The sequence below is a fragment of the Streptomyces sp. NBC_00212 genome (assembly GCF_045206365.1).
GTDB lineage: Bacteria > Actinomycetota > Actinomycetes > Streptomycetales > Streptomycetaceae > Streptomyces.
This window is the reverse complement of sequence record NZ_CP108115.1, coordinates 2,885,522-2,906,702: the sequence shown is the minus strand read 5'-3', so window position 1 is coordinate 2,906,702 and position 21,181 is coordinate 2,885,522. Positions and strand designations below refer to the sequence as shown.

At 69.4% G+C, this 21,181-nt stretch carries 19 protein-coding genes; all 19 read left to right on the top strand.

The window, feature by feature from the left end; all coding sequences use genetic code 11:
• Positions 1 to 214: 214 nt before the first annotated feature.
• Entirely contained in the window at positions 215 to 1,132 is a 918-nt protein-coding gene (gene thrB / locus OHA17_RS13015) for a homoserine kinase (RefSeq protein ID WP_053726977.1), read from the top strand.
• Between the two features lie 403 nt (positions 1,133 to 1,535).
• Positions 1,536 to 3,584: a transcription termination factor Rho gene (gene rho, locus OHA17_RS13010; protein ID WP_406506753.1), complete on the top strand. Its 2,049-nt coding sequence runs from the start codon at positions 1,536 to 1,538 to the stop codon at positions 3,582 to 3,584.
• Positions 3,585 to 3,920: 336 nt separating this feature from the next.
• Positions 3,921 to 5,549, top strand: a complete 1,629-nt coding sequence (locus tag OHA17_RS13005) for a trypsin-like serine protease (protein WP_406506751.1) — start codon at positions 3,921 to 3,923, stop codon at positions 5,547 to 5,549.
• A gap of 242 nt (positions 5,550 to 5,791) precedes the next feature.
• Positions 5,792 to 6,901 (top strand): LCP family protein, encoded by a 1,110-nt coding sequence (locus OHA17_RS13000; RefSeq protein WP_406506749.1) that lies wholly within the window; start codon positions 5,792 to 5,794, stop codon positions 6,899 to 6,901.
• A 167-nt stretch (positions 6,902 to 7,068) separates the two neighbouring features.
• On the top strand, positions 7,069 to 7,296 hold the full coding sequence (gene rpmE, locus OHA17_RS12995) for a 50S ribosomal protein L31 (RefSeq protein WP_053726981.1): 228 nt from the start codon (positions 7,069 to 7,071) through the stop codon (positions 7,294 to 7,296).
• Positions 7,297 to 7,398: 102 nt separating this feature from the next.
• A complete protein-coding gene (prfA, locus tag OHA17_RS12990; RefSeq protein ID WP_406506747.1) occupies positions 7,399 to 8,478 on the top strand; it encodes a peptide chain release factor 1 in 1,080 nt (359 codons plus the stop codon).
• Between the two features lie 32 nt (positions 8,479 to 8,510).
• Entirely contained in the window at positions 8,511 to 9,392 is an 882-nt protein-coding gene (gene prmC, locus OHA17_RS12985; RefSeq protein ID WP_053726983.1) for a peptide chain release factor N(5)-glutamine methyltransferase, read from the top strand.
• A 46-nt stretch (positions 9,393 to 9,438) separates the two neighbouring features.
• A complete protein-coding gene (locus OHA17_RS12980) occupies positions 9,439 to 10,086 on the top strand; it encodes an L-threonylcarbamoyladenylate synthase (protein WP_386155165.1) in 648 nt (215 codons plus the stop codon).
• Complete coding sequence (locus tag OHA17_RS12975) at positions 10,083 to 10,733, top strand: low molecular weight phosphatase family protein (protein ID WP_053726985.1); 651 nt, start codon at positions 10,083 to 10,085, stop codon at positions 10,731 to 10,733. The genes OHA17_RS12980 and OHA17_RS12975 overlap by 4 nt, the downstream gene beginning before the upstream one ends.
• Before the next feature lie 51 nt (positions 10,734 to 10,784).
• Entirely contained in the window at positions 10,785 to 12,023 is a 1,239-nt protein-coding gene (glyA, locus tag OHA17_RS12970; RefSeq protein ID WP_406506744.1) for a serine hydroxymethyltransferase, read from the top strand.
• Between the two features lie 179 nt (positions 12,024 to 12,202).
• On the top strand, positions 12,203 to 13,543 hold the full coding sequence (locus OHA17_RS12965) for an MraY family glycosyltransferase (RefSeq protein WP_406510700.1): 1,341 nt from the start codon (positions 12,203 to 12,205) through the stop codon (positions 13,541 to 13,543).
• A 264-nt stretch (positions 13,544 to 13,807) separates the two neighbouring features.
• A complete protein-coding gene (locus tag OHA17_RS12960; protein WP_053726988.1) occupies positions 13,808 to 14,245 on the top strand; it encodes a hypothetical protein in 438 nt (145 codons plus the stop codon).
• 225 nt (positions 14,246 to 14,470) lie between these two features.
• A complete protein-coding gene (atpB, locus tag OHA17_RS12955; protein ID WP_053726989.1) occupies positions 14,471 to 15,295 on the top strand; it encodes a F0F1 ATP synthase subunit A in 825 nt (274 codons plus the stop codon).
• Positions 15,296 to 15,371: 76 nt separating this feature from the next.
• A complete protein-coding gene (gene atpE, locus OHA17_RS12950; protein WP_053726990.1) occupies positions 15,372 to 15,605 on the top strand; it encodes an ATP synthase F0 subunit C in 234 nt (77 codons plus the stop codon).
• Positions 15,606 to 15,656: 51 nt separating this feature from the next.
• Positions 15,657 to 16,193: a F0F1 ATP synthase subunit B gene (locus OHA17_RS12945; protein ID WP_063802014.1), complete on the top strand. Its 537-nt coding sequence runs from the start codon at positions 15,657 to 15,659 to the stop codon at positions 16,191 to 16,193.
• The gene (locus tag OHA17_RS12940; protein ID WP_053726992.1) at positions 16,190 to 17,005 is read left to right on the top strand and encodes a F0F1 ATP synthase subunit delta; all 816 of its coding nucleotides are present in this window, start codon (positions 16,190 to 16,192) and stop codon (positions 17,003 to 17,005) included. Before OHA17_RS12945 ends, OHA17_RS12940 begins: the two co-directional genes overlap by 4 nt.
• Before the next feature lie 139 nt (positions 17,006 to 17,144).
• Complete coding sequence (gene atpA, locus OHA17_RS12935) at positions 17,145 to 18,737, top strand: F0F1 ATP synthase subunit alpha (protein WP_406506741.1); 1,593 nt, start codon at positions 17,145 to 17,147, stop codon at positions 18,735 to 18,737.
• A gap of 23 nt (positions 18,738 to 18,760) precedes the next feature.
• On the top strand, positions 18,761 to 19,678 hold the full coding sequence (locus OHA17_RS12930; protein WP_406506739.1) for a F0F1 ATP synthase subunit gamma: 918 nt from the start codon (positions 18,761 to 18,763) through the stop codon (positions 19,676 to 19,678).
• Positions 19,678 to 21,120: a F0F1 ATP synthase subunit beta gene (gene atpD / locus OHA17_RS12925; protein ID WP_406506737.1), complete on the top strand. Its 1,443-nt coding sequence runs from the start codon at positions 19,678 to 19,680 to the stop codon at positions 21,118 to 21,120. Before OHA17_RS12930 ends, atpD begins: the two co-directional genes overlap by 1 nt.
• Positions 21,121 to 21,181 lie beyond the last annotated feature (61 nt).

Here is a 21,181-nt window from a genome sequence, read left to right as displayed (position 1 = left end):
CCCGCACGTAGGGGCACAGGGGGCTCGCGACACGCATCGTGCGCCTCCTGTGCGCCCTATGTCGCCACAGAACCTTCCTTCGATAGGCTGTACTCAACCCGCCCCGCCGCATATGCCGTGGTGCAGTTGCCCACGTGGCCCTCGGGTGTTTTGTACGTCTTCGAAAATCTCGCAGCAGACACCAGCAGCAGCCTCACAAGGAGTCATCAGAGCGATGGCCGGTCCCGCATTCCGCGCCGCCGCCGTACGGGTGCGCGTCCCCGCCACCAGTGCCAACCTCGGCCCGGGCTTCGACTCCCTGGGCCTGTCGCTGGGGCTGTACGACGACGTGGTCGTCCGCGTCGCCGACTCCGGCCTGGCCATCGACATCGCGGGCGAGGGCGCCGAGACGCTGCCCCGCGACGAGAGCCACCTGCTCGTACGGTCCCTGCGCACCGCGTTCGACCTGCTCGGCGGGCAGCCGCGCGGCCTTGAGGTCGTCTGCGCCAACCGCATCCCGCACGGCCGCGGCCTCGGCTCCTCCTCCGCCGCCATCTGCGCGGGCATCGTCGCCGCGCGCGCCGTGACCATAGGCGGCGACGCCCGCCTCGACGACGCGGCCCTGCTTGAGCTCGCGACCGAGATCGAGGGACACCCCGACAACGTGGCCGCCTGTCTGCTCGGTGGGTTCACGCTGTCCTGGATGGACGGCGGAGCGGCCCGTGCGATCAGGATGGACCCGGCGGATTCCGTTGTTCCGGTGGTCTTCGTACCGGGCAAGGCGGTCCTGACGGAGACGGCCCGCGGCCTGCTTCCGCGCACCGTTCCGCACGTCGACGCCGCGGCCAACGCCGGCCGGGCGGCCCTGCTCGTGGAGGCCCTGACCAGGCGTCCCGAGCTACTGCTCGCGGCCACCGAGGACCGGCTCCACCAGGAGTACCGCGCACCGGCCATGCCGGAGAGCGTGGCACTGGTCAACCGGCTGCGCGCGGACGGCGTCCCCGCAGTCATCTCCGGTGCGGGGCCCACGGTGCTCGCGCTGGTCGAGGACGGTGCGGCCGACAAGGTCGCACGCCTGGCGGGGGAGGGGTGGGCCGCCAACCGGCTCAGTCTCGACGCCGCGGGTGCGAGCGTCCTGCCGCTCGGATCGTAGGTACGGGCGCAGCGAGCACGGCTTGCCGGTGAACGAGAGGGGGAATGTTTGTTGGATCCGGTAGTGTTAACCTCAAGTCTGCATCGGTCGTCTTCGTGGCGCGGTGCTTCGTGTCCCCTTCAGGGACCGCCATTCTTCCGAGAGCCTCCCCAACTGCCTGCGCAGCCTGCCTGAGCAGTTTCGAGCACGCTCCGGAACCGGCACGACACCCCACGCTTTTTCCCAGCAGGGGCCGAGTAGGGGGACCTCGGGCCGGAACCCACGCACGTTTATCTCTCCGCCGTACGCGGCGGACCACCGCCCCGGCACGATCCGTGGTCGACAAGATCACAGGCCGCAGCCGGACAGCACAACCGGTCGCCGAGCCAGACAGGCCGACGTCCGCTCCAGGGAAGGACCCTTCGTGAGCGACACCACCGATCTGATGGGCGTGACTGCCGACAGCTCTGTCGACACCGCCGCGCCCGCCGCAGGTGCTGCCTCTGGCACCACCTCACGGCGCCGCCGCTCCGGCACCGGCCTCGACGGCATGGTCCTGGCCGAGCTGCAGCAGGTCGCGTCCGGCCTCGGCATCAGGGGCACCGCGCGCATGCGCAAGAGCCAGCTGATCGAGGTCATCAAGGAGGCGCAGGCCGGAGGCGGTTCTGCGGCTCCGGCCAAGGGCGCTGCCTCTTCCGCGGACGCCGAGGCCAAGCCGAAGCGCCGTGCCACCTCCAAGGCCCGTACGGGCGAGGAGGCCGCCGCGCCCGCCGAGAAGCAGCCCGCGCAGCAGCAGATCGACATCCCCGGCCAGCCTGCCAGCGACGACCAGCCCGTCGGCGAGCGTCGTCGCCGCCGTGCGACCGCGCCCTCCGGCAGCCCCGAGTCCGCCTCGGCCGCTGTCGAGACCGTCACCAAGACGGAGGCCAAGGCCGAGGTCAAGACTGAGGCTCAGCCGGAGGCGAAGGCCACCGAGGCGGTCGACTCCGCCGAAGGCCGCCGCGACCGCCAGCGCGGCGACCGCGGTGAGCGGGGCGACCGTGGCGACCGCCGCGACCGCCAGCGCGGCGACCGCGGTGAGCGGGGCGAGCGGGGCGAGCGCGGAGACCGTCAGCGCGGCGAGCGCGGCGGCAAGGGCGAGGACCAGCAGGGCGGCCAGCGCCAGCAGCGCCAGGGCGGCCAGCAGCAGGGCCAGCAGCAGAACAACGGCCCGCAGGACGACTTCGACGACGCCGACGGCCGTCGTGGCCGTCGCGGCCGCTACCGCGACCGCCGGGGCCGCCGCGGTGGCCGCGAGGAGTTCGGCGCGGAGCCGCAGGTCGCCGACGACGACGTCCTGATCCCCGTCGCGGGCATCCTCGACATCCTCGACAACTACGCGTTCATCAGGACCTCCGGCTACCTGCCGGGCCCGAATGACGTGTACGTCTCACTGGCCCAGGTCCGCAAGAACGGTCTGCGCAAGGGTGACCACGTCACCGGCGCCGTCCGCCAGCCCAAGGACGGCGAGCGCCGCGAGAAGTTCAACGCCCTGGTGCGTCTGGACTCCTCCAACGGCATGGCGGCCGACTCGGGCCGCGGCCGCCCGGAGTTCAACAAGCTGACCCCGCTCTACCCCCAGGACCGGCTCCGTCTGGAGACCGACCCGGGCATCCTGACCACGCGGATCATCGACCTCGTGTCGCCGATCGGCAAGGGCCAGCGAGGCCTGATCGTGGCCCCGCCGAAGACCGGCAAGACCATGATCATGCAGGCGGTCGCCAACGCGATCACCCACAACAACCCCGAGTGCCACCTGATGGTCGTCCTGGTCGACGAGCGTCCGGAAGAGGTCACCGACATGCAGCGGTCGGTGAAGGGCGAGGTCATCTCCTCGACCTTCGACCGTCCCGCCGAGGACCACACCACCGTCGCCGAGCTGGCCATCGAGCGCGCCAAGCGTCTCGTCGAGCTCGGTCACGACGTGGTCGTGCTGCTCGACTCGATCACCCGTCTGGGCCGTGCGTACAACCTGGCGGCCCCGGCCTCCGGCCGCATCCTGTCCGGTGGTGTCGACTCGACCGCGCTCTACCCGCCGAAGCGCTTCTTCGGTGCCGCGCGCAACATCGAGGACGGCGGCTCGCTGACCATCCTCGCCACCGCGCTCGTGGAGACCGGCTCGCGCATGGACGAGGTGATCTTCGAGGAGTTCAAGGGCACCGGCAACATGGAGCTCAAGCTCGACCGCAAGCTCGCCGACAAGCGCATCTTCCCGGCGGTGGACGTGGACGCGTCCGGCACCCGCAAGGAAGAGATCCTGCTCGGCAGCGACGAGCTCGCGGTTGTCTGGAAGCTGCGCCGGGTGCTGCACGCGCTCGACCAGCAGCAGGCCATCGAGCTGCTCCTCGACAAGATGAAGCAGACGAAGTCGAACGCCGAGTTCCTGCTCCAGATCCAGAAGACGACCCCGGGTCCGGGCAACGGCAACGACTAGCAATTCCCGCTCCACCAGGGCCAGTTGAGAGCGCCCCCGTCATTTCGGTGACGGGGGCGTTTTTTGCGCAGTACTATCAGCGGGCCGTAAGTGGGGGGAACGTATTACTGATACGCCACTGAGCCGCCGAGCTCTGCCCTGGGCTACCGCCGGGCAGGGCTTTTCGCTTTTTGGCGCGCCTGCTCCCCTGCGCATTTACGGGTCAACCCATGGGGAGATCGAATGACATCTGGCAGGCGGAGGGTGCGCAATGCCCTCCCTGCGGCGACCGCCGTATTCGCACTGGGATCGCTGGCCCTCGTGGCCGCACCAGCCCAGGCATCCGAAGCTCCACCGGTGCCGGGCAAGCAGAGCGTCCAGGCACCACCGGCCCCGGCCTCCCAAGCAGAACTGAAGGCCCGGCTCAAGAGCGCAACCAGCCAATTCAGACCAGCCGCGCAGACCCCCGCGCCCGGTGCCTCCAAGGCGCCGTCCGGCCAGGACCCGAAGATCATCGGCGGTACGCCCGCCGCGGTCGGCGAGGCGCCCTGGATGGTCCAGCTCTTCTACAACGACCCGGTCACCAACCAGGGCATATTCTGCGGCGGCACCCTGGTCGCCCCCGGCAAGGTGCTCACCGCCGCCCACTGCGTGGCGGGCCGGGACTGGACGAAGAACGGCGTCATCCTGGGCGGCACCACCGAATACCCGCTCAACGGCGACCTGCACGGCGGCCAGCTCGTCAACGTGGCGCGCCAGTGGTCGAACCCCGCGTTCGACGCGGGCGCCCTCACCGGTGACGTGGCCGTCCTCAGCCTGGCCGCGCCGCTGCCGTACCAGACGCTCCAGCCGGCCGCGGCCGACGAGAGCGTCGCCTACCAGCCGGGCACCCCGGCCACCGTGTACGGCTGGGGCCGCATCAGCTCCACCAACCAGGACGTCTCGATGTCGCTGCTCAAGGCGACGATCCCGGTGCAGGCCGACGCCACCTGCGCCGCGTACTACAACCAGGCGCCCGAGAACTCCTTCGTCGCCGGTCAGATGGCGTGCGCGGGCAACCCGGCGAGCGGCGCCGACGCGGGCACCGTCTCGCCCTGCAACGGCGACTCCGGGGGCCCGCTGATCGTCGGCAACCGGATCGTGGGCGTGGTGTCCTGGGGCCGCGAGGACTGCGTGGCGGCCGGCTCGTACAGCGTCTACTCGAAGCTCAGCACCTTCGCCGGGCTCGTCGGTCCCCGCATCGACGACACCGACCTGAACTTCGACGGGCGCGCCGACCTGTTCGCCCGCAACGACGCCACCGGCGAGGGCTTCGCGTACTACTCGCAGGGCATCACCATCGGCAACCGGTACTCGCTCGGCGACTGGCGCGGCTACGACCTGGTCCGTCAGGCGGACCTCGACCGGGACCAGCGCCAGGACTTCGTCCTGCGCACCACCGGCGGGCACCTCGACTGGTACCACTACAGCGCGGCCGCCAACGCCACGGTCCACCAGGACCTGGGCGGCGGCTGGGGCGCGATGAAGTCGATCGTGCTGCCGGGCGACCTCAACGGCGACACCCTGACCGACCTGCTCGCGGTCGACACGAGCGGGCAGCTGTGGCTCTACCCCGGCAAGGGCGACGGCACCTTCGGCAACCGCTCCGCCCTCGGCGGCGGCTGGGCCCCGCTGGTGCTGGCCGGCAAGGGCGACTACAGCGGTGACGGCAAGGCCGACCTGCTGGCCCAGGACACCTCCGGCAAGCTCTGGCTCTACCCGGGCACCGGCCGAGGCGCCTTCGGCAACCGCTCCCTCGCGGGCTCGGCGGGCTGGACCTTCCCGGCGTACGCGGCCACCGGCGACGTGGACGGGGACGGCAGGGCGGACCTCTTCGCGCGCGACGGCGCGGGGGTGCTCTGGCTCTACCCGGGCAACGGGCGCGGCGCCTTCGGCGACCGCTACCAGGTCGGCGGCGGTTGGAACGGCTACAGCCTCATCGGCTGAGGCGTTCGCCACACGCCCCACGTTCGCGGCGGCTCCGGGCACAGCCCGTAGCCGCCGCGAACGTGCAGGTGAGAGCGGTGGGCTCAAGGCCGACTTGCGGGCCGGGCCCGATGCGCTCTTATGGCCTTCTTAGAACCCTGTGCAACCCTGCTTGGTGCTTCGGCGTCGTACAAGTGTCGACAATCCGTGCCTGAAGGCCTGGGCAGGGGGTATCCGGAGGAGCACCGAGAACTGAGGAGACCATGGGCGAGCAGGGCACACGCAGCAGCCGAATACGCGGGGCGGGCAAGCGCCGCAAGCGGCCCAGCACGCGCCGTCGCGCCGCGAAGATAGCCGCCTGGAGCGCGGCAGGCGTCGTCCTCGTCGGCGGCGGGGGCCTCGGCTACGTGTACTTCAAGCTCAACGGCAACCTCAAGGGCGTCGACATCAACGCCCAGCTGGGCACCGACCGCCCGCAGAACGTCGACAACGGCTCGATGGACATCCTGGTCCTCGGCTCGGACTCGCGGGCCGGCGCCAACAAGGAGTACGGCGAGGACGAGGGCGGCGCCCGGTCCGACACCGCGATGGTCATCCACGTCTACCAGGGCCACAAGACCGCGAGCGTCGTCTCCATCCCGCGCGACACCCTGATCACCCGCCCCTCGTGCACCGCCCCCGGCGGCAAGACCGACCCGGGCGCCAAGCGCCAGATGTTCAACACGGCGTACGAGGTCGGCGGCCCGGCCTGCGCGGTCAAGACCGTCGAGCAGATGTCCGGCATCCGCATGGACCACTACATCGAGGTCGACTTCACCGGCTTCAAGAAGCTCATCGACCAGCTCGGCGGGGTGCCCGTCACCACCAACAAGCCGATCAAGGACGACAAGAGCCATCTGAACCTCCCGGCCGGCAAGCACACCCTCAACGGCGAGCAGGCCCTCGGCCTCGTGCGCACCCGGCACGGCGTGGTCGGCGACGGCAGCGACCTCGGCCGCATCCAGCTCCAGCAGGCCTTCATCAAGGCGCTGATCGGCCAGGTCAAGAGCGTCGGCGTGTTCAGCAACCCGGCCAAGCTGTACGGGCTCGCCGACGCCGCCACCAAGGCGATCACCACCGACTCGGAGCTGAGCTCGATCAACTCGCTGATCGGCTTCGCCAACGGCCTCAAGGGCCTGGACGCCGCGAACGTCAAGATGATCACGATGCCGGTGCAGTACGACAAGGCCGACCCCAACCGCGTCAGCCCGCTCGCCAAGGAGTCCCAGGAAGTCTGGGACGCCCTCGCCAAGGACCAGCCGATCCCGGCGTCCGCGACCGCCGACTCGGCGGGCGACAAGGGCACCGCGGGCGGCTACGTCGCGAGCCAGTAGCGCCCGCGGCCGCGCCTTGGCGGTTTTCGGACGCTCCGGGAATAGATGCGCATCCACCCCGGTTTTGGGAGATGCGGCCAGTCCTGGCAGACTGGTACGTCGGCCCCGGTTCACGTATGCGCAATCCGCGCCTGCGACCCGGCGCCCTCCCGAACCTAGGAGACACCTTGAAGCGCGACATCCACCCCGAGTACGTCGAGACCCAGGTCAGCTGCACCTGTGGCGCGGCTTTCACCACCCGTAGCACGATCGGCGGCGGCTCCATCCGCGCCGAAATCTGCTCCGAGTGCCACCCGTTCTACACGGGCAAGCAGAAGATCATGGACACCGGCGGCCGTGTGGCCCGCTTCGAGGCCCGCTTCGGCAAGGCTGCTGCCGGCTCCGCCCAGAAGTAGCGAGCCAACTGCGCCGGTCCGCGGCGCCTCCGTTCCGGGGGCGCTGCGACCGGCGCTTTGCCGTCCAGCCCTACTTCTTCGTTTGAACCCCAGGAGCCACCGATGTTCGAAGCGGTCGAGGACCTGATCGGCGAGCACGCCGATCTTGAGACGAAGCTCGCCGACCCTTCGGTCCACGCCGATCAGGCCAACGCGCGCAAGCTGAACAAGCGCTACGCCGAGCTGACGCCGATCGTCGGGACCTACCGCGCCTGGAAGCAGACGGGTGAGGACATCGAGACGGCCCGCGAGCTCGCGGCCGACGACCCCGACTTCGCCGCCGAGGTCAAGGACCTGACCGCGCAGCGCGAGGGGCTCACCGAGAAGCTCCGCCTGCTCCTGGTCCCGCGCGACCCGAGCGACGACAAGGACGTACTCCTGGAGATCAAGGCGGGCGCGGGCGGCGACGAGTCGGCCCTGTTCGCCGGCGACCTCCTGCGCATGTACCTGCGCTACGCCGAGCGGGTCGGCTGGAAGACCGAGATCATCGACTCCACCGAGTCCGAGCTCGGCGGCTACAAGGACGTCCAGGTCGCCGTGAAGACCAAGGGCGGCAACGGCGCGACCGAGCCCGGCCAGGGCGTCTGGGCGCGGCTGAAGTACGAGGGCGGCGTGCACCGCGTGCAGCGCGTGCCGGCCACCGAGTCGCAGGGCCGCATCCACACCTCCGCCGCCGGCGTGCTCGTCACGCCCGAGGCCGAGGAGGTCGACGTCGAGATCAACATGAACGACCTCCGCATCGACGTGTACCGCTCCTCGGGCCCCGGCGGCCAGTCCGTCAACACGACCGACTCCGCCGTCCGCATCACGCACGTCCCGACCGGCGTCGTCGCCTCCTGCCAGAACGAGAAGAGCCAGCTCCAGAACAAGGAGCAGGCCATGCGCATCCTGCGCTCCCGGCTCCTCGCCGCAGCTCAGGAGGCCGCCGAGCAGGAGGCCGCCGACGCCCGCCGTAGCCAGGTGCGCACCGTCGACCGCTCCGAGAAGATCCGGACGTACAACTTCCCGGAAAACCGCATCTCGGACCACCGGGTCGGCTTCAAGGCGTACAACTTGGACCAGGTGCTCGACGGTGACCTGGACGCGATGATCCAGGCCTGCGTCGACGCGGACTCCGCCGCCAAGCTCGCGGCCGCCCAGTAATTCCACCCCCGTACGACTGCCGGAGGACCAGCGTGCAGCAAAACTCTGGGGGGCGACCCCCAGGCCCTCGAAGCGTGCTGCTTGCCGAGGTGGCCCAGGCCACCCAGCGGCTGGCCGACGCCGGCGTGCCCTCCCCGCGCTTCGACGCGGAGGAGCTCGCCGCGCACATCCACGGCTGCAAGCGGGGAGAGCTGCACAACGTCAAGGACGCGGACTTCGACGCGCGCTACTGGGAGGCGATCGCCCGCCGCGAAGCCCGCGAGCCGCTCCAGCACATCACCGGCCGCGCCTTCTTCCGCTACCTCGAACTCCAGGTGGGACCAGGGGTGTTCGTGCCCCGGCCGGAGACCGAGTCCGTGGTCGGCTGGGCCATAGACGCCGTGCGCGCGATGGATGTCGTCGAGCCGCTCATCGTCGACCTGTGCACCGGATCGGGCGCCATCGCGCTCGCCATGGCGCAGGAGGTGCCGCGCTCGCGCGTGCACGCCGTCGAGCTGTCCGAGGACGCCCTGGAATGGACGCGGAAGAACGTCGAGGGGTCCCGCGTCGTTCTCCACCAGGGCGACGCGCTCACCGCGCTGCCCGAGCTGGACGGCCAGGTCGACCTGGTCATCTCCAACCCGCCGTACATCCCGCTCACCGAGTGGGAGTACGTCGCCCCCGAGGCGCGCGACCACGACCCCGAGCTCGCGCTGTTCTCCGGTGAGGACGGTCTCGACACCATCCGGGGCATCGAACGCACCGCGCACCGCCTCCTGCGGCCCGGCGGGCTCGTCGTCATCGAGCACGCCGACACCCAGGGCGGCCAAGTGCCGTGGATCTTCAACGAGGAGGCCGGCTGGGCGGACGCGGCCGACCACCCCGACCTCAACAACCGCCCGCGCTTCGCCACGGCCCGCAAGGCCACACCGTGATCAGCCGCGACACCCAGACCGTGTACGTGTACGAGGAGGCCCGCTAATGGCTCGGCGATACGACTGCAACGACGCGACCGACCGCACGACCGGTCTGCGCGAAGCCGCGTCCGCCGTCCGCCGCGGCGAGCTCGTGGTGCTGCCGACGGACACCGTGTACGGGATCGGCGCCGACGCGTTCAGCTCGCAGGCCGTCACGGACCTGCTCGACGCCAAGGGCCGCGGCCGCAACATGCCCACGCCCGTGCTCATCGGCTCGCCGAACACCCTGCACGGCCTGGTCACCGACTTCACCGAGCAGGCCTGGGAGCTCGTCGACGCGTTCTGGCCGGGCGCCCTGACCCTGGTCGCCCGCCACCAGCCGTCGCTGCAGTGGGACCTCGGCGACACCCGGGGCACCGTCGCGATCCGGATGCCGCTGCACCCGGTCGCCATCGAGCTGCTCACCGAGGTCGGCCCGATGGCCGTCTCCTCCGCCAACCTGACCGGCCACCCGGCGCCCGAGGACTGCGACGCCGCCCAGGGCATGCTCGGCGACTCCGTCTCCGTGTACCTGGACGGCGGCCCGACCCCGGGCATCGTCCCGTCCTCGATCGTCGACGTGACCGGCAAGGTCCCGGTCCTGCTGCGCGCGGGCGCCCTCGACGCGGACGAGCTGCGCAAGGTGGTACCCGATCTTGAGGTGGCCAATTGACCGCCCCTGAGGGGCGTGGCATAGGCACGGTTCACCCTGCGGGGAACTCGTTCCGCATCCTCCACGTCAGCACCGGCAACGTCTGCCGCTCGCCGATCACCGAGCGGCTGACCCGCCATGCCCTGAGCGACCGGCTCGGGGACCCGTACACGGGCGGCCTCATCGTGGAGAGCGCCGGCACCTGGGGGCACGAGGGCGCCCCGATGGAGGCCAACGCCGCCGCCGTCCTCGCCGACTTCGGCGCGGACGCCACCGGCTTCACCGGGCGCGAGCTCCTCGACGAGCACGTCATCACCGCCGACCTGGTGCTCACCGCCACCCGCGACCACCGCGCCCAGGTCATCTCGATGGGCCACTCGGCGGGCCTGCGCACCTTCACCCTGAAGGAGTTCACCCGGCTCGTACGGGCCATAGACCCGGCCACGCTGCCCGACCCCCTCCAGGAGGGCATGGTCGAGCGGGCGAGGGCGCTGGTGCGGGCCGCGGCCGCGCTGCGCGGCTGGCTGCTCGCCCCGAGCGCCGAGGCCGACGAGGTCAACGACCCGTACGGCGCCCCGATCACGTTCTTCCGCTCCATCGGCGACGAGATCAACCAGGCCCTGGACCCGGTGGTCACCGCCCTGACGGGCGTGCCGACCCACCACTGAGACGCGCCATCACACCGGGCGCACGGGGCGGCCGAGACCTACGCTGGGTGCATGTCCGTCACCTCCGCAGTTGGCACTGAACTCGCGGGGTTCGACGCCCTCAGGCGGCAGGACCCCGAAATGGCCGACGTGCTGCTCGGCGAGGCCGAGCGGCAGGCCGCCTCGCTGCAGTTGATCGCCGCCGAGAACTTCACCTCGCCGGCCGTGCGCGCGGCCCTGGGCTCGCAGCTGGGCAACAAGTACGCCGAGGGATATCCCGGCGCCCGCCACCACGGCGGCTGCGAAGTCGTGGACGTCGCCGAGCGCATCGCCGTCGACCGCGCCAAGGCCCTGTTCGGGGCCGCCCACGCCAACGTACAGACGCATTCGGGGACTTCGGCGGTCCTGGCGGCCTACGCGGCGCTCCTGAAGCCGGGAGACACCGTCCTGGCGATGGGGCTCCCCTTCGGCGGCCACCTCACGCACGGCTCGCCCGCCAACTTCTCCGGGCGCTGGTTCGACTTCGTCGGGTACGGCGTCGAGCCGGACACCGGGCTCATCGACTACGGCGAGGTGTGGGACCTGGCGGTCGAGCACCGGCCCAAGGCGATCGTGTGCGGCTCGATCGCCTACCCCCGCCACCCGGACTACCAGGCCTTCCGCGAGATCGCCGACGACGTGGGCGCCTACCTCATCGCGGACGCCGCGCACCCGATCGGACTGGTCGCCGGGGGAGCGGCGCCGAGCCCGGTCCCGTACGCCGACGTCGTGTGCGCCACCACCCACAAGGTGCTGCGCGGGCCGCGCGGCGGGCTGATCCTCTGCGGCAGCGACCTGGCCGCGCGCATCGACCGCGCCGTCTTCCCGTTCACCCAGGGCGGCGCCCAGATGCACACGATCGCCGCCAAGGCCGTCGCCTTCGGCGAGGCGTCCACCCCCGCCTTCGCGGCGTACGCCCATCAGGTGGTCGCCAATGCGCGCACCCTCGCCGAGGGGCTGCTCGCCGAGGGGTTCGGGGTGGTCACCGGAGGCACCGACACCCACCTCCTGCTCGCCGACCCCGCGCCGTTCGGCGTCGACGGCCGCACCGCGCGCGGCCGGCTCGCGGGCGCCGGGCTCGTCCTCGACAGCTGCGCCCTGCCGCACGTGGACGTCCGCGGCATCCGGCTCGGCACCGCCGCCGTCACCACCCAGGGCATGGGGGAGGCGGAGATGGCCAGAATCGCGGTGCTGTTCGCGATGGCGATGCGAGAGGATCCCAAGGCGCGGGCGGAGGCAAGGGAACTGGCGGAGAGATTCCCCCCTCCTTGAGCCTTGAGAAGGGTCCTGTTTTCAGCGCCTCGGGACCGTTTCACAGGGTTCGCATAAAGGAAGAAATGCGGGCTTATCCCCGCTTCGGCGGGGTACCTGCAACCATCCGTCGGATCCGAATGTCCTCAACAACATGCGCGCGAAGCTAGGGTGTGGGGCTGAGATGGCCAGCGATACCTCTGGGGCAGCCCGTGCGTGAATACCTGCTGACGCTCTGCGTCACGGCCGCGGTGACCTACCTGCTCACCGGGCCGGTGCGGAAGTTCGCCATCGCCGTCGGTGCGATGCCGGAGATCCGCGCGCGCGACGTGCACCGGGAACCGACGCCGAGGCTCGGCGGCATCGCCATGTTCGGCGGCCTGTGCGCGGGTCTCCTCGTGGCCGACCACCTCGACGGCCTCAACCCCGTCTTCCAGTCCAACGAACCGCGAGCCCTGCTGTCCGGCGCCGCGCTGATCTGGCTGATCGGCGTCCTGGACGACAAGTTCGAGATCGACGCCCTGATCAAGCTCGGCGGCCAGATGATCGCCGCGGGCGTCATGGTCATGCAGGGCCTGACCATCCTGTGGCTGCCCATCCCCGGCATCGGCTCGGTCTCGCTGACCTCCTGGCAGGGCACCCTGCTGACGGTCGCGCTCGTCGTGATCACCATCAACGCGGTGAACTTCGTGGACGGCCTCGACGGCCTGGCCGCCGGCATGGTGTGCATCGCGTCAGCGGCGTTCTTCATGTACGCCTACCGGCTCTGGTACGGATACGGAATCGAGGCGGCCGCCCCCGCCACCCTGTTCGCCGCCGTCCTCATGGGCATGTGCGTGGGCTTCCTGCCGCACAACATGCACCCGGCCAGGATCTTCATGGGCGACTCGGGCTCGATGCTGATCGGCCTGGTGCTCGCGGCGGGCGCGATCTCCATCACGGGCCAGGTCGACCCGGACGCGATGAAGCTCAACTTCGGCGGCACCCGCGATGCCACGCACGCGATGCTGCCGGTCTTCATCCCGCTGCTCATGCCGTTGTCGATCATCGCGATCCCGATGGCCGACCTCGTACTCGCGATCGTCCGCAGGACCTGGAACGGGCAGTCGCCGTTCGCCGCGGACCGCGGGCACCTGCACCACCGGCTCCTGGAGATCGGGCACTCGCACAGCCGGGCGGTGCTGATCATGTATTTCTGGTCGGCCCTCATCGCGTTCGGCGCGGTCGCCTACTCGGTGCACTCGGCGTCGATGTGGATCGTGCTCGTGATCGTCGCGCTGAGTGCGGTCGGGCTCGTCCTGTTGCTGCTGCCGCGGTTCGCGCCGCGCACCCCGCAGTGGGCCGAGCGGTTCGTGCCGCCGCGCTACCGGCGCGTGCGGGGCGAGCCGGAGACGGTGCACTCGCTGGCCTCCGAGGGCGACGAAGAGGTGCGCGGCGAGCGCACTCCTGTGGCCGCCGGGGTCTCCGGCGTCAACGGGGCGACCGCGATCGGCCCCCGTTCGCGTTTCCCCGACCGACGGAAGACCGGTGCGTCGCGCTGACGAATTGCCGCGCCGACGCCCAATACCAGACATCTCGCCGCCCGTTGTGCACAAACGCGCAGCACCACTCTCAAGTGTGATGGGCAGCACACTTCCATGGTAAAGACCTCATCAAATAGTTTGTGATACGGTTCACGAGACCCGGCGCCAGAGCCGAAGGACCGTAGTGCGACGGTCCGTTGGCCCGAGGGACCAACTCGGCCCGGGCTTACGCTCGTCCATGACGACACCACTTTGCCCCCACCAGCAAGCGGAGCTGCCGCCATGCCGTCCAACGACGCACGCACTCTTCTCCAGACCGCCCTACCCACCGCTGCCGCGGGCGCTGTTGCCGCCGTGATCAGCGGTGTGGTCGCGGGCGGCAAGGGAGCGGTGGGTGCCATCGTCGCGACGCTGGTCGTGATCCTCTTCATGGGCATCGGACTCGTCGTCCTGGAACGCACTGCCAAATCGCTTCCGCATCTGTTCCAGGCCATGGGACTGATGCTGTACACCGCGCAGTTGCTCCTGCTCTTCATCTTTGTCGCGGTCTTCAAGAACACGACGCTGTTCAACCCCAAATGCTTCGCCGCGACCCTCGTCGCGCTGACCCTCGTCTGGATCGGCGCGCAGGCGCGTGCGCACATGAAGGCGAAGATCCTTTACGTCGAACCGGATACCGCTGAGGGCAACAAGCCCGAAAAGACGGGGCCGTCGTCGTGAACGGTAGGGCCGGAATAAATGCGAGTTCAGGACCCTGCTATCGTCCGGTGCCAACTGCGGCACTGCGGACGCGGGCATCTGAGCTGACGCCTGCTCGATCGCGAGGCTTGATGCCCGACCGCCGCCCCATCATCCGTAACACCAGTCCAGTGCCGAACCGCGGCTGCGCGCCGCGCCGACACAACGAGGTTGCCGTACCTATGCGCCACGCTGAAGGAGCCCGCGGTGAGTGCTGACCCGACGCAGGTGCTCGCCTTCGATCCGAGCTGCCACATCTTCCAGTCGAACGGCTGTGGCTTCGAGGGTCCCGGCCTGCACTCGTTCCTCTTCGAGCCGCTCTGGGGCGACACCAACGGCCTGTACTTCAACAAGCCGATGCTGCTGGCCCTGCTGGGCTCGCTCATCATCGTCGGCTTCTTCTGGTCGGCCTTCCGCAAGCCGAAGCTCGTTCCCGGCAAGCTCCAGATGGTCGCCGAGGCCGGCTACGACTTCGTACGCCGCGGCATCGTCTACGAGACCATCGGCAAGAAGGAGGGCGAGAAGTGGGTCCCCCTCATGGTCTCGATCTTCTTCTTCGTCTGGATGATGAACCTCTGGTCGATCGTCCCGGTCGCCCAGTTCCCGGTGACGTCGATCATCGCGTACCCCGCGGTGCTCGCCCTGGTCGTCTACGTGATCTGGATGACGCTCACGTTCAAGCGTCACGGCTTCGTCGGCGGTTTCAAGAACCTGACCGGCTATGACAAGTCTCTGGGCGGCGTGCTGCCGCTGGTCATGGTCATCGAGTTCTTCTCGAACGTGCTGGTCCGTCCCTTCACGCACGCGGTGCGACTCTTCGCGAACATGTTCGCCGGTCACACCCTGCTGCTGCTGTTCACGATCGCCAGCTGGTACATGCTCAACGGCATCGGCATCGCGTACTCCGGCGTCTCCTTCGTGATGGTCGTCGTGATGACCGCGTTCGAGCTCTTCATCCAGGCTGTCCAGGCGTACGTGTTCGTCCTGCTGGCCTGCGTCTTCATCCAGGGCGCCGTCGCCGAGCACCACTGACGGCCCGCACCCTCCATACCCCCAGTCGTCCGGTGGCCAACCCCCACCGGTCCGTGAAAGAGAAGGAAGAACTGGCATGTCCCAGATCCTCGCTGCCTCCGATGGCGTCACCGGCTCGCTCAGCTCCATCGGTTACGGCCTCGCCGCGATCGGCCCCGGCGTCGGCGTCGGCATCATCTTCGGTAACGGCACGCAGGCTCTTGCCCGTCAGCCCGAAGCGGCCGGCCTGATCCGCGCCAACCAGATCCTCGGTTTCGCGTTCTGTGAGGCGCTGGCCCTGATCGGCCTCGTCATGCCGTTCGTCTACTAAGACGAACCACGACCAGACCGACCGACGAAAGGCACTGATGTGAACCTCACCATGGTTCAGCTGGCGGCCGAGGGCAAGGAAAACCCCCTCGTTCCGCCGTGGCCTGAGCTCGTCATCGGCCTCATCGCCTTCGTCATCGTCTTCGGCTTCCTCGCCAAGAAGCTCCTCCCGAACATCAACAAGGTTCTGGACGAGCGTCGCGAGGCCATCGAAGGCGGGATGGAGAAGGCCGAGGCCGCTCAGACCGAGGCCCAGAGCGTCCTTGAGCAGTACAAGGCGCAGCTCGCCGAGGCCCGCCACGAGGCTGCCCGCCTGCGCCAGGAGGCGACCGAGCAGGGCACCGCGCTCATCCAGGAGATGAGGGCGGAAGGCCAGCGGCAGCGTGAGGAGATCATCGCTGCCGGCCACGCCCAGATCGAGGCCGACCGCAAGGCCGCCGCGCACTCGCTCCGTCAGGACGTGGGCAAGCTGGCGACCGACCTGGCCGGCAAGCTGGTCGGCGAGTCCCTTGAGGACCACGCCCGCCAGAGCCGCACCATCGACCGTTTCCTCGGCGAGCTCGAGGAGAAGGCCGAGGCCGTCCGATGAACGGCGCGAGCCGCGAGGCACTGGCCGCCGCACGCGAGCGTCTCGACGCCTTGATGGACAACACGTCCGTCGACGCGGCGAAGCTCGGCGACGAGCTGGCCGCCGTCACCACGCTGCTCGACCGCGAGGTCTCGCTGCGTCGGGTCCTGACCGACCCGGCGCAGGCCGGCGAGGCCAGGGCCGAGCTGGCCGGGCGTCTGCTCGGCGGCCAGGTGGGCGGCGAGACCGTCGACCTGGTGGGCGGCATGGTCCGCTCCCGCTGGTCGCAGTCCCGTGACCTGGTGGACTCGCTGGAAGAACTGGCGGCCACCGCCGACCTCACCGCCGCGCAGCAGTCGGGCGCGCTGGACGACGTCGAGGACGAGCTGTTCCGGTTCGGCCGCATCGTCACCTCCAGCACCGAGCTGCGCTCCGCGCTCACCAGCCGCACCGCCACGGTCGCGGCCAAGAGCGAGCTGCTGCGCAGCCTGCTCGGCGGCAGGGCGAACCCGGTCACCGAGCGTCTGGTCGGCCGTCTTGTGACCCGGCCGCGTGGCCGTAGCCTGGAAGCGGGACTGGAGTCCCTCTCCAAGCTCGCCGCGCACCGCCGGGACCGGATGGTCGCCGTCGTCACCTCGGCGGTTCCGCTGACCGACGTCCAGAAGCAGCGCCTCGGTGCGGCTCTGGCGAAGATCTACGGCCGCCAGATGCACCTGAACCTCGACGTGGACCCCGAGGTCCTCGGCGGGATCTCGGTGCGCGTCGGCGACGAGGTCATCGAAGGCACCATCGCGGAGCGCCTCGAAGAGGCGAACCGGCGGCTGGCGCGCTGACCTCACGGTCGGCACAGCAACTGAATTAGCAACACCAGCGGCCCGGTTGGGCCGTGCAGAAATTGCAGAAGATTCCTGGGGGTCGGCCCCCAGACCCCCTTAGAAACTTCGGGCCCAACAAGGAGAGCAGGGAACCCAGATGGCGGAGCTCACGATCCGGCCGGAGGAGATCCGGGACGCGCTGGAGACCTTTGTCCAGTCGTACCAGCCGGACGCGGCCTCGCGCGAGGAGGTCGGTACGGTCAGCGTTGCCGGCGACGGCATCGCGAAGGTCGAGGGTCTTCCCTCGGCCATGGCGAACGAGCTGCTGCGGTTCGAGGACGGAACCCTTGGTCTCGCCCTCAACCTTGAGGAGCGCGAGATCGGTGCGATCGTCCTCGGCGAGTTCAGCGGAATCGAAGAGGGCCAGCCGGTGCAGCGCACCGGTGAGGTGCTCTCGGTCGGCGTAGGCGAGGGCTACCTCGGCCGCGTCGTCGACCCGCTCGGCAACCCGATCGACGGCCTCGGCGAGATCGAGACCGACGGCCGCCGCGCCCTGGAGCTGCAGGCTCCGGGCGTCATGGTCCGTAAGTCGGTGCACGAGCCGATGGCGACCGGTTACAAGGCCGTCGACGCGATGGTGCCGATCGGCCGTGGCCAGCGTCAGCTGATCATTGGTGACCGTCAGACCGGCAAGACCGCTCTGGCCGTCGACACGATCATCAACCAGCGCGACAACTGGCGCTCGGGCGACCCGAAGAAGCAGGTCCGCTGCATCTACGTCGCCATCGGCCAGAAGGGCTCGACCATCGCCTCCGTGCGTGGCGCCCTGGAAGAGGCCGGCGCGCTGGAGTACACGACGATCGTCGCCGCGCCCGCGTCCGACCCGGCCGGCTTCAAGTACCTTGCCCCGTACACCGGTTCGGCCATCGGCCAGCACTGGATGTACGACGGCAAGCACGTCCTCATCATCTTCGACGACCTGTCGAAGCAGGCCGACGCCTACCGCGCCGTGTCCCTGCTGCTGCGCCGCCCGCCGGGCCGCGAGGCCTACCCGGGTGACGTCTTCTACCTGCACTCGCGCCTCCTTGAGCGCTGCGCGAAGCTGTCGGACGACATGGGCGCCGGTTCGATGACGGGTCTGCCGATCGTCGAGACCAAGGCGAACGACGTGTCGGCGTTCATCCCGACCAACGTCATCTCCATCACCGACGGCCAGTGCTTCCTGGAGTCGGACCTGTTCAACGCCGGTCAGCGCCCCGCGCTGAACGTCGGTATCTCCGTCTCCCGAGTCGGTGGTTCCGCGCAGCACAAGGCCATGCGCCAGGTGTCCGGCCGACTGCGTGTCGACCTCGCCCAGTACCGCGAGCTGGAGGCGTTCGCCGCCTTCGGTTCCGACCTGGACGCCGCTTCCAAGGCCTCCCTTGAGCGCGGCAAGCGCATGGTCGAGCTGCTGAAGCAGCCGCAGTACTCGCCGTTCCCGGTCGAGGAGCAGGTCGTCTCCATCTGGGCCGGCACCACCGGCAAGATGGACGACGTCCCGGTCGAGGACATCCGCCGCTTCGAGGCCGAGCTGCTTGAGTACCTGCGCCGCGAGCGCAAGGAGCTCCTCACCTCGATCGCCGAGGGCGCGAAGATGTCGGACGACACCCTGCAGTCGGTGGCCGACGCCATCGCCGGCTTCAAGCGTCAGTTCGAGACCTCGGACGGCAACCTCCTCGGCGACGACACGCCGGTCAGCACCAGCAAGTGACGACGACGGAAGGGACCTGACTCATGGGAGCGCAGCTCCGGGTCTACAAGCGTCGCATCCGATCCGTCACCGCGACCAAGAAGATCACCAAGGCGATGGAGATGATCGCCGCCTCGCGCATCGTCAAGGCGCAGCGCCAGGTGGCGGCCTCCACGCCGTACGCTACCGAGCTCACCCGTGCGGTGACCGCGGTGGCGACCGGCTCCACCACCAAGCACCCGCTCACCACCGAGGCCGAGGCCCCGGCCCGCGCCGCGGTCCTGCTCATCACGAGCGACCGCGGTCTGGCCGGCGGCTACTCCTCCAACGCCATCAAGGCGGCGGAGCGGCTGACGGAGCGGCTGCGCGGCGAGGGCAAGGAGGTCGACACGTACATCGTCGGCCGCAAGGGTGTCGCCTACTACGGCTTCCGTGAGCGCAAGGTCGCGGAATCGTGGACCGGCTTCACCGACAGCCCCACGTACGCCGACGCCAAGCGGGTGGCCGCGCCGCTGATCGAGACCATCCAGACGGAGATGGCCGAGAGCGGTGCGGACGAACTGCACATCGTCTTCACGGAGTTCGTGTCGATGATGACGCAGTCGCCGGTCGACAACCGGATGCTGCCGTTGTCGCTGGAGAAGGCTCAGGAGGAGACGGGTGGCAAGGACGAGATCCTTCCGCTCTTCGACTTCGAGCCGTCGGCGGAGGACGTCCTCGACGCCCTGCTGCCGCGCTACGTCGAAAGCCGCATCTACAACGCGCTGCTGCAGTCGGCTGCTTCCGAGCACGCCGCCCGCCGCCGCGCGATGAAGTCGGCGACCGACAACGCCGGAGACCTCATCAAGAGCCTCTCCCGGCTTGCCAACGCGGCCCGCCAGGCCGAAATCACCCAGGAAATCAGCGAGATCGTCGGTGGCTCCAGTGCGCTGGCCGACGCGACCGCGGGGAGTGACAAGTAATGACGACCACTGTTGAGACGGCCGTTGCCACGGGCCGCGTCGCCCGGGTCATCGGCCCGGTCGTCGACGTGGAGTTCCCCGTCGACGCGATGCCGGACATCTACAACGCGCTGCACGTCCAGGTGGCCGACCCGGCCGAGGACGGCAAGCTCAAGACGCTGACGCTCGAAGTCGCCCAGCACCTGGGTGACGGCATCGTCCGCGCGATCTCGATGCAGCCCACCGACGGTCTGGTCCGCCAGGCCCCGGTGACCGACACGGGCGACGGCATCACGGTGCCGGTCGGCGACTTCACCAAGGGCAAGGTGTTCAACACCCTCGGCGAGGTGCTGAACAAGCCCGAGGAGAACGCCAACATCGGCGAGCGCTGGCCGATCCACCGCAAGGCGCCCAACTTCGACCAGCTCGAGTCCAAGACCGAGATGTTCGAGACCGGCGTCAAGGTCATCGACCTTCTCACCCCGTACGTCAAGGGTGGAAAGATCGGCCTGTTCGGTGGTGCCGGTGTCGGCAAGACCGTCCTCATCCAGGAAATGATCTACCGCGTGGCCAACAACCACGACGGTGTGTCGGTGTTCGCCGGTGTCGGCGAGCGCACCCGTGAGGGCAACGACCTCATCGAGGAAATGCAGGACTCGGGCGTCATCGACAAGACCGCCCTGGTCTTCGGTCAGATGGACGAGCCGCCGGGCACGCGTCTTCGGGTCGCCCTGGCCGGTCTGACGATGGCGGAGTACTTCCGTGACGTCCAGAAGCAGGACGTCCTCTTCTTCATCGACAACATCTTCCGGTACACCCAGGCGGGTTCCGAGGTGTCGACCCTGCTCGGCCGCATGCCCTCCGCGGTGGGCTACCAGCCGAACCTGGCCGACGAGATGGGCCTCCTCCAGGAGCGCATCACCTCGACCCGTGGTCACTCGATCACCTCGATGCAGGCGATCTACGTCCCCGCGGACGACCTGACCGACCCGGCGCCGGCCACCACCTTCGCCCACCTCGACGCGACGACGGTTCTTTCCCGTCCGATCTCCGAGAAGGGCATCTACCCGGCCGTGGACCCGCTGGACTCCACGTCCCGGATCCTGGACCCGCGCTACATCGCGCAGGAGCACTACGACGCCGCCATGCGCGTCAAGACGATCCTGCAGAAGTACAAGGACCTCCAGGACATCATCGCCATCCTCGGCATCGACGAGCTCGGCGAAGAGGACAAGCTGGTCGTGCACCGCGCCCGCCGCGTGGAGCGCTTCCTGTCGCAGAACACGCACGTCGCCAAGCAGTTCACCGGCGTCGACGGTTCGGACGTCCCGCTGGAAGAGACGATCACGGCGTTCAACCAGATCTGCGACGGCGAGTACGACCACTTCCCCGAGCAGGCGTTCTTTATGTGCGGTGGCCTGGAAGACCTCAAGGCCAACGCCAAGGAGCTGGGCGTCTCCTGACGCGCCCGACCGCGTGGAGGGGCGGGTGTGTCCCGCCCCTCCACGTACGCCTACTAGAATT